The sequence below is a fragment of the Halosimplex amylolyticum genome, assembly GCF_051414035.1.
Taxonomy (GTDB): Archaea; Halobacteriota; Halobacteria; order Halobacteriales; family Haloarculaceae; genus Halosimplex; species Halosimplex amylolyticum.
In genome coordinates, this window is the sequence record NZ_JBLKNW010000002.1 from 206,704 (window position 1) to 220,109 (window position 13,406).

At 68.6% G+C, this 13,406-nt stretch carries 9 protein-coding genes; 5 read left to right on the top strand and 4 right to left on the bottom strand.

The annotated features are described in order from the left end of the window. Positions 1-354 precede the first annotated feature (354 nt). Positions 355-1,632 (top strand): adenosylhomocysteinase, encoded by a 1,278-nt coding sequence (locus ACMGFE_RS11655; protein ID WP_436925370.1) that lies wholly within the window; start codon positions 355-357, stop codon positions 1,630-1,632. A gap of 318 nt (positions 1,633-1,950) precedes the next feature. Here ACMGFE_RS11655 and ACMGFE_RS11660 read toward each other — a convergent pair whose 3' ends face one another. The 3 genes from ACMGFE_RS11660 to ACMGFE_RS11670 all read right to left on the bottom strand — a co-directional run bounded on the left by ACMGFE_RS11660 (position 1,951) and on the right by ACMGFE_RS11670 (position 3,264). Continuing rightward, the gene (locus ACMGFE_RS11660) at positions 1,951-2,715 is read right to left on the bottom strand and encodes a response regulator (protein WP_436925371.1); all 765 of its coding nucleotides are present in this window, start codon (positions 2,713-2,715) and stop codon (positions 1,951-1,953) included. A 148-nt stretch (positions 2,716-2,863) separates the two neighbouring features. Continuing rightward, positions 2,864-3,016, bottom strand: coding sequence for a hypothetical protein (locus ACMGFE_RS11665; protein ID WP_436925372.1), 153 nt, complete (start codon positions 3,014-3,016; stop codon positions 2,864-2,866). A gap of 2 nt (positions 3,017-3,018) precedes the next feature. Further along, complete coding sequence (locus ACMGFE_RS11670) at positions 3,019-3,264, bottom strand: HalOD1 output domain-containing protein (protein ID WP_436925373.1); 246 nt, start codon at positions 3,262-3,264, stop codon at positions 3,019-3,021. A gap of 315 nt (positions 3,265-3,579) precedes the next feature. Here ACMGFE_RS11670 and ACMGFE_RS11675 point away from each other — a divergent pair, with 315 nt between their 5' ends. The 3 genes from ACMGFE_RS11675 (at position 3,580) to ACMGFE_RS11685 (ending at position 11,542) form a co-directional block, all read left to right on the top strand. Continuing rightward, the gene (locus ACMGFE_RS11675) at positions 3,580-9,942 is read left to right on the top strand and encodes a PAS domain S-box protein (protein ID WP_436925374.1); all 6,363 of its coding nucleotides are present in this window, start codon (positions 3,580-3,582) and stop codon (positions 9,940-9,942) included. Positions 9,943-10,115: 173 nt separating this feature from the next. After that, entirely contained in the window at positions 10,116-11,024 is a 909-nt protein-coding gene (locus ACMGFE_RS11680) for a class I SAM-dependent methyltransferase (protein ID WP_436925375.1), read from the top strand. Between the two features lie 161 nt (positions 11,025-11,185). After that, on the top strand, positions 11,186-11,542 hold the full coding sequence (locus ACMGFE_RS11685; RefSeq protein WP_436925376.1) for a VOC family protein: 357 nt from the start codon (positions 11,186-11,188) through the stop codon (positions 11,540-11,542). Positions 11,543-12,050: 508 nt separating this feature from the next. Here ACMGFE_RS11685 and ACMGFE_RS11690 read toward each other — a convergent pair. After that, the gene (locus ACMGFE_RS11690; RefSeq protein ID WP_436925377.1) at positions 12,051-12,854 is read right to left on the bottom strand and encodes an SDR family NAD(P)-dependent oxidoreductase; all 804 of its coding nucleotides are present in this window, start codon (positions 12,852-12,854) and stop codon (positions 12,051-12,053) included. 126 nt (positions 12,855-12,980) lie between these two features. On the opposite strand from ACMGFE_RS11690, the gene ACMGFE_RS11695 reads away from it, so the two are divergent. Next, positions 12,981-13,403, top strand: coding sequence for a PPC domain-containing DNA-binding protein (locus ACMGFE_RS11695; protein ID WP_436925378.1), 423 nt, complete (start codon positions 12,981-12,983; stop codon positions 13,401-13,403). The last annotated feature ends 3 nt before the right edge of the window (positions 13,404-13,406 follow it).

Here is a 13,406-nt window from a genome sequence, read left to right on the forward strand (position 1 = left end):
CCTCACGCCTCCCCAGCCGATTCCCTCGGTCGCTGCGCTCCCTCGGTCATCCACCGGAAGACTCGCTCCGCTCGTCTTCCGAGCCTTCGTTCACTCCGTTCACGAAGACAGCGAGGGACCGAAGGTCCCTCGGGCCGTGCGAACGGGCGCTTCGCGCCCGTGAGCAGACCTCGCGCAATTCCGTCGCGGCACGGAGGCCGCCAACGTCAGAGCAAGCTCTGACGGCCCATCGGAATCGCAAGCGATTCCGAGACGACAGCGCGCGCCACACAGTCGGCCACACCGGCTGTGCCAGCGGACGTGTCGAGCACCGGATCCGGTGGGGTTTTCCCGGCGCTGGTCTATCGTTGGGCTATGACTGACCCGATCACGGAGCGCGTCGACGACCCGGAGGCGGCCCGCGAGTCCGGCCGCCGAAAGATGGAGTGGGCGAGCCAGCACATGCCGATCTGCGAGTCGCTGCGCGAGGACTTCGAGGCGAACCAGCCCTTCGCGGGCGAGGTCGTCGGCATGGCGATGCACGTCGAGGCCAAGACCGCGATCCTCGCCGAACTGCTCGCCGCGGGCGGCGCGGAGGTCGCCATCACCGGCTGTAACCCCCTCTCGACCCACGACGACGTGAGCACGGCGTTAGACGCGGTGGAGGGCGTCACCTCCTACGCCGAGCGCGAGGTCGACGACGAGGAGTACTACGCCGCCATCGAGGCGGTCATCCAGCACGAACCGACCATCACCGTCGACGACGGGATGGACCTCGTCGCCGCCATCCACGAGGACTACCCCGAACTCATCGACTCCATCGTCGGCGGGTGCGAGGAGACGACGACCGGGGTCCACCGCCTCCGCGCGATGGACGCCGACGGCGAACTCGCCTACCCGATGTTCGCCGTCAACGACACGCCGATGAAGCGCCTGTTCGACAACGTCCACGGCACCGGCGAGTCCTCGCTCGCCTCCATCGCGATGACCACGAACCTCTCGTGGGCCGGCAAGACCGTCGTCGTCGCCGGCTACGGCCACTGCGGCAAGGGCGTCGCGATGAAAGCCAGCGGCCAGAACGCGAACGTCGTCGTCACCGAGGTCGAGCCCCGCCGCGCGCTCGAAGCGCACATGGAAGGCTACGACGTGATGCCGATGGACGAGGCCGCCGAAGTCGGTGACGTGTTCATCACGACGACGGGCAACCGCGACGTCATCGTTGAGGACCACTTCGAGCAGATGGGCGACGGCGTGCTGCTCGCCAACGCGGGTCACTTCGACGTGGAGATCGACCTCGACGCGCTCTCGGACCTGGCCGTGGACTCCTACGAGGCCCGTGACGGCGTGCAGGCCTACGAGATGGAGGACGGTCGCCGACTGAACGTCCTCGCCGAGGGTCGGCTGGTGAACCTCGCGACGCCCATCGCGCTGGGCCACCCGGTCGAGGTGATGGACCAGAGCTTCGGCGTGCAGGCGGTCTGCGTGCGGGAACTGGTGGAGTCCGGCGACGAGTACGAGGCCGGCGTCCACGACGTGCCGGACGTGCTCGACGAGGAAGTCGCGGAGATCAAGCTGGCGGCCGAAGGCGTCGAGTTCGACGAGTTGACCGAGACCCAGGAAGAGTATATGGGGTCGTGGCAGCACGGGACGTAGGGTGGTTCGAGGGAGCGAAGCGACCGAGAACCACCGATACGCGAGCGGGGAGTGAAACGACCCGCGAGCGGTAGGGAGGTCGACCGATGCGAGGCGCGAGTGTAAACGAGCGCCTCGATGCGAACGGGGAACGGAGTGACCCGTGAGCGAAGCGAGTGAGAATCTCCGAAACGCGAACGGGGAACGAAGTGACCCGCGAGCGGCGTAGTGTGATGTTTGCTCGCTTCGCTCGCACGAATCACGTTCGAGCGAGCGAAGACCCAGATACGAACGGGGAGGGCGCTCGTGTGGAGAGAGAAATCGGTCGAGACCCGTCGCCTACTCGTCGGAGTCGGTGAGGCAGAAGACGAGGCTGCCGTCGTCGAGGCCGGCGACGCGGGTCTGCGCAGTGAACTCGCTGCCGCCGTCTGTCAGGTAGCGACAGCCGCCGGTCCACTGCCAGTCGTCGCGGACGGTCTCGATGGCGGTCGATTCGAGGCGTTCGACCTCGTTGTCGGGGAAGCACGTCTGCCAGGGTTGGCCCGCCAGGTCCTCGGGGTCGGCGCCGAAGCGGCTGGCGAAGACGCGGTTGACGAAGGTGAACGTCCCGTCGGGAGCGACGACAGCGATGCCGTCGCCGGTGGCTTCGATGGCAGTGAGGCTCCGATTGGCCTGGCGAAGCGTGCGGTGGTGGTCGACGAGGCGGCGCACCCGGCCGGCGAGGATGGGCATCGTGGCCTTCGGGTCGTCCTTCCGGAGGAACTCGGTCCAGATGTCGTCGGGGAACTGCTCGGCGATCTCCGCTCGGGCCGACCCGGTGAAGAGTACGAACGGGAGCGTGGCCGAGCGCTCGCGCACCTTCGCGTGCAGGTCGAGGCCGTCCATCCCCGGCATGTCGTAGTCGCTCACCACGCAGTCGACCTCGTCCAGTGCGTCGAGCGCGGCGGACGGGGTGGTCTCGGTGCGGACTGCGAAGTCCTCGTTTCTGGAGAGGTGCTCCTCTATCAGTTCGAGGTAGTCGCGGTCGTCGTCGACACAGAGGACGTCGATCGTCTCTTCGACGGTCGACTGCGTCGAGACGGTAGTGTCGACGTGATCGGTCATCATCATCCACTTCCACTGTGTTGCGATCCCGGTCGGTCGAGCGGCGTGGACCGGGAGAGGGACCCATCTCCACCGCGTGGCGCGCGCGAGTGCGTGGCTCGCCGGCCGCGGTCGAGTGGCCGCTCACTGTACGCCCTCCCCGTGTCCCTCATTGCTCGATTGGCTCGGTCTGGTCGGACTGGATCCAGGCGTGTTCGTTCTCGGGGTCGGCGATCATGGCCAGGCGGGTGTCGCCGACGTCGTACTCCTCGTAGGTCTCGCGGATCGCCTCGTCGGTGGTCTCGGTGGTGTGCGTCGCCATCGTCAGGCGCCCTCCCCGTCGACCGTGACCGTCCTGTCGCCGTCGATGGCGATCGTGTACCCGTTGTACTCGAACTCGACGGACGCCTCGGCGCCGTTCTGGTAGAGCGAATCGAGCGCGTCCGTGTCGACCACGTCGTACAACGGCGGCTCCATCGTCAACGGGTCCGCATCCGTAACGTTCGCTATCGTCTCGATGACTTCGAGGCTGATCTGATCGCCGGCGTCGTGAACTGCCATGCCGTCCATTATGTCTCTTCCTCCGTCGACAACCGGTATCGGTCTGACCGCTACGTGAATAACGCGGCCCCGATCCGGGGGGCAATATGTATAACCCCACTCCCAACCTGGACCGAAGACGCGCGTTGCTCGCTCGTCCGAATTCGGCGGCGAGACGGCCGGCTATAGCGCTCCGTTACCGACAGTAGGCGCGGGCTGTCGAGCGGACGGGGGTCGATACCCGTCCGGCGCGAGGGCGCGGACGGGCGCCGGAACGCAACTGGGAGCGATCTCTCACGTATTCTGGAAGTAACGGTTAATTGCGAGTGCTATCAAACGCTACCAATGGACGCTGGTTCGATCCGCGGCGCTGTCGTCGGCCGGGGCGCCGGGGACACGGGGGACCGTCTGGAGCGAGGCGTCGACACAGATCCGAGTCACACGGTGACCGAAGCGACGGGGGCGAACGGACGCACCACCGGGGGACAGCGCGTCGCACTGGCGCTGGTGGCGCTCGCGTTCGGCATCGGGGTGCTGGCCGTGCTCGCCGCGCACGGACCGTCGGCACCGCGCGGCGGGCCGGGAGCCCTCGCGGGACTGCTCGCCGCGGGCGTCGTGGGGCTGGCGGCGTCGAGCGACGGCGACGACGCCATCGCGGCGCTGACGGACGAGGTAGAGCGCGTCCGCGCGGGGGAAGACGTGACCTTCGAGACCGACCGGGAGGGCCAGCTCGGCGAGCTGACCGAGGCGGTCGCGGGACTGGCGGACGACCTGCGCGAGTGCGAGCGCGAGCGTGACCTCCGGGAACGGGTCATCGACTCGGCGCCGGTCGGGATCACCGTCGCCGACGCCACCGCGGAGGACTGTCCGCTGGTCGCCGTCAACGAGCGCTTCGAGGAGCTGACCGGCTACGAGGAGTCCGAGTGTCTCGGCGAGAACTGTCGGTTCCTGCAGGGCGAAGGGACCGCGGACGAACCGGTCGCGGAGATGCGCCGGGCCGTCGAGGCCGAGGAGGAGACGACGGTCGAACTGCGAAACTACCGGAAGGACGGCACGGAGTTCTGGAACCGGGTTCGGCTGGCGCCGGTCGCTGACGATTCTGGGGAGGTGACCCACTTCGTCGGGTTCCAGGAGGACGTGACCGAGCGCGTCGAGCGCGAGGCGGAACTGGAGCGGCGCGGGTCGCTGCTCGACGCGATCTTCGAGCAGTTGCCGATGCACATCTACGTCAAGGACCGCGAGGCCCGACACGTCCGCTACAGCACCGCGTTCGCCGAAGAGTCCGGTTCCGACCTGACAACGACCGAGGTCCTCGGGAAGACAGACCCGGAAGTGTTCGACGCCGAGTTCGCCGAGCAGTCCTACGAGGACGACCTGCAGGTCATCGAGACGGGCGAGCCGATCGTCAACAGGGAGGAGTACGTCGACCACGCCGACGAGTGGAACCTCACGACGAAAGTGCCCTGGCGGGGCGCGGACGGCGAGATCCGTGGGCTGATCGGCGTCTCCCGGCAGATTACGGAGCGAAAGCGTCGCCAGCAAGAACTCGAACAGTACCGGGCGTACACGGACGACCTCCTCGATTCGATCGACGACGTGTTCTACGTGCTCGACGCCGAGGGGAACCTCCAGCGGTGGAACGAGACGCTGGTGGAGGTGACCGGCTACGACGACGACGAGTTCGAGTCGATGCACGCGACGGATTTCATCGTCGAGGGGGACCGGCAGGCGGTCCGGGAGGGGATCGAGCACATCGACGACCTCGCGGGCGTCCCGCTCGAAGGGCGACTCCAGACCAGGGACGGCGAGCGGATCCCGTACGAGATCGTCGCCTCGCCCATGGAGACTCCCGACGGCGAACGGGTCATCGTCGGGATCGCCCGGGACATCACCGAGCGCAAGGAGCGCGAGCGAAAGCTGGAGGCCGTCGTCGAGAACACGGAGGACCCGATCTACATCAAAGACAGCGAGGGGCGCTACCAGTTCGTGAACGATGCCGTCGCGGCGTCGTTCGGTCTCGAACCGGAGGACGTGGTCGGCAGGACCGACGAGGCCTTCTTCGACGAAGCGACGGTCGAAGACATCCGGGGGGACGACGAGCGCGTCGTCGAGGGCGGCGAGTCCGTCACCCGGGAGGTGATCCGGCCCATCGACGGGGACGAGCGGGTGTTCCTGGACCACAAGTACCCCTATCGCGACCAGGATGGCGAGATCGTCGGTCTCATGGGAATCAGCCGGGACATCACCGATCGGAAGGCCACCGAGCGGGAACTCCGCGAGCGCGAGGAGCGCCTCGACGAGTACCGGGAGTACACCGAGGCGATCCTCGACGCGGTCGACGACGTGTTCTACGTGCTCGACGCCGAGGGGGACCTCCAGCGGTGGAACGGGACGCTGTCGGCGGTGACCGGCTACGACGAGGAGGCGATCGCGTCGATGCACGCGACCGACTTCTTCGCCGAGGGCGACCGCGCGCAGGTCGCCGCGGCCATCGAGACGGCGCTCGAGACCGGCGACACGGTCGTCGAGGTGCCGTTTTTGACCGCCGACGGCGAGCAGATCCCCTTCGAGTTCGTCGCCTCGCGGATAGCGAACCCCGACGGCGACCCCGTCGTCGTCGGGATCGGACGCGACGTCTCGGACCGCAGGGCCGCCCAGCAAGCGTTACGCGAGCGCGAGCAGCGTCTCGAGGAGTACCGGGAGTACACCGAGGACATCCTCGACGCGATCGACGACGTGTTCTACGTGTTCGACGACGCGGGCCAGATCAAGCGGTGGAACGAGAGCTTCTGCGAGGTGACCGGCTACACCGACGCGGAGATCGAGTCGATGCACGGGACGGACTTCTTCCCGGAGAGCGAACACGGGCAGATCGCCGAGGCCATCGCGACGGTCTTCACAACGGGCGAGGACGGACGGGTCGAGGCGCCCGTCCTGACCAAGGACGGCCAGCGGATCCCGTACGAGTTCGTCGCCTCCAGACTGGAGAACCCGGACGGCGACCACGTGCTCGTGGGGATCGGCCGCGACGTCTCCGTCCGGAGGGCCCGCGAGCGGGAGCTGCGCACGACCAAGGAGCGCCTGCAGAAGTTCATCGACACCTCGCCTGTCGGGGTCGTCGCGACCGACCCAGACGGGCGCATCACGCTGTGGAACGACGCGATGGAGGACATCCTCGGCTGGTCAGAGGAGGAGATACTCTGGGAGCCGTACCCCGCGGTGCCCGAGGAGGAGAGCGAAAACGAGGTCCGCCAGCGGGTGCTCGACGGCGAGTCCGTCTCGGGCGTGGAGGTCCAGCGAGTCCGCAAGGACGGCGAGGTGATCGACATCTCGCTGTCGACGGGACCGATCCGGAACGAGGACGGCGAGGTGACCGAGATCGTCGGCTACATCGAGGACATCACCGAGCGCAAGGAGCGCGAGCGCGAACTGGTGGCGCGGTCGGCGGCGATAGAACAGGCCAGCGACGGGATGGCGATCCTCGACGAGGACGGCGTCTACGAGTTCGTCAACCAGGCGCACGCCGACGTCTACGGCTACGACGACCCGGCCGCGTTCCTGGGCGAGACGTGGGAGATGTGTTACGACGGGGCCGAGCGCGACCGACTCGCGTCAGAGGCCCTCCCGGCGCTCGCGAACGAGGGCGACTGGCGTGGCGAGGCCGTCGGCAAACAGGCCGACGGCGAACGGTTCCCCCAGGAGCTGTCGCTGACAGTCCTCGACGACGGCAGACAGATCTGCGTGGTTCGCGACATCACCGAGCGCAAGGAGCGCGAGCGGGAGCTGGCTCGCTTCAAACGCGCGGTGGAGGCGTCGGGACACTCCATCTACATGACCGACGCGGACCGGGAGATCACCTACGTCAACCCGGCGTTCGAGGAGACGACGGGCTACAGCGCCGCGGAGGCCGTCGGGGAGACGCCGACCATCCTCCACTCGGGTGAACACAGCGAAGACTACTACGACGCCCTCTGGGAGACGATCCGCGCCGGCGAGGTGTGGGACGAGGAGATCGTCGACCGCCGCAAGAACGGCGAGCTGTACTACGCCGAACAGACGATCGCCCCGGTGACGGACGAGAACGGCACCGTCGACCGGTTCGTGGCCGTCCAGAACGACGTCACCGAGCGCAAGGAGCGCGAACGCGAACTCGAACGGACGACGGACCTCCTCGCCCGCGCCGAACAGATGGCGAACGTCGGCGGCTGGACGAGCGTCGTCTCGAGCGACGGTCGGGACGAGATCCGCTGGACCGACAACGTCTACGAGATCCTCGGCGTCTCCCGCGACGAGGGACCGCTGGCCGAGAAGATGCTCGAACTCGTCCACCCCGACGACCGCGAGGCCCACCGCGAACGCATCGAGGCCGCGCGAACGAGCGGCGAACCCTGGGACGTGGAGTACAGGGTGATCAGGGACGACGGGAGCGAGCGGTGGGTCCACTCGATCTGCGAGCCGGTCGTCGAGGAGGAGCTGCCCCGGTCCCCCAGCGACGGGACGGAGGCCGACGACGGCCGGCGGATCGAGCTCCGGGGGTCGCTCCAGGACGTCACGGAGCGCGTCGAGCGCGAGCGCGAGCTCGAACGGACGAAGGACCTCCTCCAGCAGGCCGGGCGCATCGCCGGCGTCGGCGGGTGGGAACTCGACCTCACCGGTCCGGAGGACGAGATGACCTGGACCGACGAGCTCTATCGGCTCCACGGCGTCTCGCCGGACACGGAGATTGACCTGGAGCGGGCCGTCGAGTTCTATCACCCCGACGACCGGCCGCAGATCCGCCGGTACTTCCAGGACGCCATCGGCCTCGGTCAGAGCTACGACATGGAAGTGCGCCTCCAGCCCACCGAGGAGACGGTCCGCTGGGTCCGCGCCATCGGCGACCCGGTCACCGAGGACGGCGAGGTCGTCCGCGTCCGGGGGTCGATCCAGGACATCACCGAGCAGAAAGAGCGCGAGCTCGCCCTCGAGTCGCTCCACGAGGCGACGCGGGGGCTGCTCGGGGTCGAGGACGACGTCGAGACGGCGGAGCTGGTCGTCGACACGGCCCACGCGGTGCTGGACGTGGCGGGCGTCGCCGTCTACCTGCTCGACGACACGTCAAACCAGCTCGACGCGCTCGCCTGTTCCGAGGGGTTTGAGGCGCTGTGCGACGCCCAACCGGTGGGAGCCGGCGCGGGCGACTCGCTGCTGTGGAACACCTACGTGACGGGGACGCCGACGGTGTTCGACGACACGCAGACCGCCGCCCAGTCCAGCGTGTTCGGGCCGGAGGTCAGCGGCGGGCTGCTGGTTCCCATCGGCGACCACGGCGTGTTCGTCGTCGCGACGCGAGACCGGGCGGTCGACCCGGCGACCCGGCGGCTGGCCGAGACGCTCGTCGCGACGACGGAGGCGGCGTTCGACCGCCTGGCGAGCGAGGAGACGCTCCGCGAGCGCGACGCGGAACTGGAGGCGCGCAATCGCCGCCTCCGCCGGCAGATCCAGATCACCGACCTGATCCGGCGGATCGACCAGTCGCTCATCCAGGCGGAGTCACGCGAGGCGATCGAGTCGGCCGTCTGCGACCGCCTCGTCGAGAGCGACGACGTCGCCTTCGCCTGGATCGGGTCGCTCGACGCCGCGGACGAACGCGTCGAACCGAGCGCCTGGGCCGGCGACGGCGCCGACTACCTGGACGGGGTGTCGCTGGCGACCGGTGGCGACGCCGTCGAACCCGCCGTCGCGACGGCCGTCTCGGAGTCGCCGACGGTCGTCCGCAACGTCGTCGACGACCTCAAGCGCGAGGACTGGCGCCAGACCGCGCTCTCGGAAGGGTTCCAGTCGGTTCTGAGCGTCCCGGTCGCCTTCGAGGAGTACTTCTACGGCGTGCTCACGGTCTACGCCACGGACCCGGACGCCTTCGGCGACCTCGAACGCGAAGTGTTCGCCGAACTCGGCGAGAGCGTCGCCCACTCGATAAACGCCGTCGAGACCCAGCGCGCGCTCCACACCGACCAGCGGATCGAACTCACGCTCGACTTCGACGCCGAGGACGACGTACTCGGCCGCCTGGCCGCCGCGGCCGACTGTACGATCGAGTTCGCCGGCCTGGCGACTCACTCGGACTCGGAGGCCGGACTCTTCGTCACCGCCTCGGGCGCGCCGTCGGCGCGCGTCGCGGAGGTGCTCGAGGACCTCGTGTCGGTCTCGGCGTATCGCGTCGTGAGCGACGGTGACGACGCGGACGCCGGTGACGGCGACGGCGGCAGTTCGCTGTTCGAACTGACCGTCGACGCCGACAGCCTCCCCTCGCGGTTCGTCCGCCACGGCGCCGGCCCGCAGTCCATCCGTGCGACCGCCGCAGGTATCGAGGCGGTCGTCGACGTGCCGACCGCGACGGACGTGCGGGAGTTCGTCGAGATGCTCGCGGAGACGCACCCGAGCGTCGACCTCGCGAGCCGGCGGACCGTCGAGCGCGGCGACGAGACCGGCGGGACGCTCGCGACCACGCTGTTCGACGCGCTGACCGACCGCCAGCTAGAGGTGCTCCGGACCGCCTACTTCGCCGGCTTCTTCGAGTGGCCCCGCACCTCGACTGGCGAGGACGTCGCCGACATGCTCGACGTCAGCCAGCCCACCGTCAACCGCCACCTCCGTCTCGGCCAGCAGCGACTCCTCCGCCAGCTCTTCGAGGAGAGCGCCGCCGAAGTCGAGGCGACGGCCGACTGACGGCGCCTGTCGGCCACGGTGGTGATGGGGCCGTTGACGGGGCCGGTCGGTCACGGTGGCGATGGAGCCGTTGACGGGACCGATCCGTGACGGGGCGGGTCGGCGGCTCGCCCGCGTGTGAGTCGCTGTCGCGTCGGGAGAACGTTCAGGGGACCGGCCCCCGCAGTCACGGTATGGCAGACGACCCCTCCGACGCTGACACTCCCGCGGACGCGGCCTCTGGCACCCCCGACGACTCGGCCCCTGACACTCCCGAGGACGCGGCCCCTGACACGCCCGACGACTCGGCCACTGGCACCGCCAACGACTGGGACCCCGACGCGTACGACCGCGACACCGGCTTCGTCCACGAGTACGGCGGGTCCGTCGTCGACCTGCTGGATCCGTCCCCCGGCGAGCGGGTCCTCGACCTGGGCTGTGGCACCGGTCACCTGACCGCCGCGATCGCCGACGCGGTGGGCGAGTCCGGTTCTGTCGTCGGCGTCGACCAGTCCGCGGAGATGGTCGAGCGGGCGCGAGCGACCTACCACGATCAGCGGTTCGAAGTCGCCGACGCCCGGGAGTACGCCCCCGCAGACGAGCGGTTCGACGCTGTGTTCTCGAACGCCGCGCTGCACTGGATCCCCGGCGCGGACCAGCCCTCGGTGGCCGAGCGCGTGCGCGAACTGCTGGTCCCCGGCGGCCGGTTCGTCGCCGAGATGGGTGGGGCCGGGAACGTCGCCACCGTCGTCGACGCGACGCTGGCCGAACTCCGGGCGCGCGGGTACGACGCGACCAACCCGTGGCACTTCCCGACCGTCGGTGAGCACGCCGCGGTGCTGGAGTCGGCCGGCTTCGAGGTGCGACTGGCCCGCCTGTTCGACCGCCCGACGGAACTGGAGGGCGGGGCCGAGGGGCTGGCGCGCTGGCTCGACGTCTTCGGCGACTCGCTGTTCGCCGACCTGGACGACGGCGAGAAAGCCGATGTCGTCGACGCTGTGGAAGCGCGGGTTCGCGACGAGCTGTTCGACCCGGATGCGGGCGAAGAGGGCGTCTGGACGGCCGATTACCGGCGATTGCGGTTCGTCGCCGTCCGGGAGTAACCCCCTCTGTTTCGTGTCGAACTCGCGAGGGCCGGACAGTTTCGCTCCGCGGCGGACGTTTATGCGCCGTCGTGTCGACTCAGTGGTGTGATGGTTTCGATACGGCACGCATCCGCGGTAGCACGGAACTCGGTGGTGGCACGGGGCCCGGTGGTGGTAGGATGGAGTTGAGTACCGTCTACGTCGGCGTCGAGGACATGGACCGGGCGCTCGCGTTCTACGAGGACGTCTTCGAGATGGCCCCCGAGCAGGCCGAGGAGCGGTTCTCGATCTTCGAGTTCGACGGCGCCGACTTCGGCCTCTACAACGCCGGCGCCGACGGCCACGAGTTCGAGTTCGGCGACAACTGCGTCCCGAACTTCGAGGCCGCGGACGTCGATGCGGCGTACGACCGGATCGCGGATCTCGCCCCCGAGATCGTCTCGGACGGCCTCTTCGACGTCGACGGCTACCGGGGCTTCCACTTCCGCGACACCGAGGGCAACGTCGTCGAGGTCTTCTCTGTCGACGCCGAGTGAGTACGTCGCGTTCTCCCCTCGGCAGGAGTGGCTCTTCCGGTAACTGACGGCACGCGTCGAAAGCCCTCGACGCGCTCGCTAGGAGTTGCGACCGCAGGCAACACTCGGCGTCGAAAGCCCTCGGGCCGCTCGGGCGGTCTGTGCGGGATATCCTCGCTACGCTCGGATAGGGCCCGCGCAGACCGCCCGACCGACCCTCGCCCTTTCAGTCCGCCAGGAGAGCAAGCTCTCCTGAGCCCTGCCTCGCTCCGCTCGGCAGGACGCCAGGAACCGCATCGCACAGCACCGCGCCACACGCCTCCCCAACCGACTGCGATGCTCCCTCGCTCCGCAGGCTCCGCTCGGTGTGCTTCTCATCCCTCGCGCGACTGCTGTCGCGAGATAAAACTCGCCAACGTCAGAGCACAGCTCTGACGGCCCTCGGAATCGCGAGCGATTCCGAGACGACAGCGCGCGCCAGAATCGAATTCAGTCGCCGAAATCCGCGGAAAACCCTCTCTCGGTTCGATTACCGGTTGTCGAGTCGCCAGTCGGGGATGGGGACCTGGCCGCCGTCGACGCGGAGTTCGTGGCCGTTGACGTAGTCGGCGGCGGGGGAAGCGAGGAACGTGACGCCGTTGGCGATGTCCTCGGGTTCGGCGAAGTAGCCCAGCGGGTTCAGGTCCTTGATCTGTTCGGTGACGGCGTCGGAGAAGCCGTCGGTCATGCGGGTGTTGACCCACCCGGGGGCGACGGCGTTGACGCGGATGCCCTCGCGGCCGAGTTCGAGCGCGAGGCTCTTGGTGAGGCCGAGGAGGCTCCACTTGCCGACGTCGTACTGCGGGGACTGGCCGACGGCGTTCTTGGTGTGGATGGAGGTGATGTTGACGACCTTGCCGTAGCCGCGCTCGACCATCCCGTCGACGACGGCGCGCGTGCAGTTGATCGACCCGAAGAGGTGGACTTCGATGTTGAGGCGGAAGTCGGAGTCGTAGTCCTCGTCGAGGAACGGCCCGGCGTTGCCGACGCCAGCGTTGTTGACGAGGATGTCGATGCTGCCCAGTTCCTCGACGCCGTGCTCGACCATGGCCTCGACTTCGGCCTCGTCGGTCACGTCCGCGGCGAGGCCGACGGCGTCGCTGTCGTCGTCGCGGTCGCGGATAGTGGCGGCGGTGTCGTTCGCCACGTCCTCGTCGAGGTCGTTGACGACGACGTCGGCGCCGTGGGAGGCGAGTTCGAGCGCGATGGCGCGGCCGTTGCCGCGGCCGCCGCCGGTCACCAGTGCCGTCTCGCCTGTCAGGTCGAGATCCATGCAGGCGGGTTCGACTGCCACCGTCTTCAAGCCCGACCATCGCGGAAATGCGGCGGAGTCACTGGCCCTCGACGGACCGCGCGCGGGCACGCACCGGATGTCGCCGGGTCGGAAACGTTTTTTGTCGAGCCACTCGCTGTAGTGGGTATGGATTACCTGGAACTCGAAGGCGCTCGCGAGTTCGTCGCTCGCCTCGAACACGGCGCGGACTGGCGCGCGCAGATCGAGGCCTTCGCCGCCGACGAAGGGGTCGACGCCGCGTTCTTCTTCGGCCTCGGCGCGGTGCAGGACGCGGAGATCCTCTACTACGACCAGGACGACGAGGAGTACTACCCTGAGCGGTTCGACGAACCGCTGGAGATGGCCGCCTGCGTCGGCAACGTCTCCGAACTCGACGGCGAACCGTTCGCGCACACCCACGCCGTCCTCTCCCGGGAGGACGGGACGACGCTGGCGGGCCACCTCGACAGCGCCACCGTCTTCGCCGGCGAGCTGTACGTCCGCGAGTTCGACGTCCCGCTGGAGCGGGAGTACGACGAGGAGACCGCGCTCGACCTGTGGCCGCTGTGATGG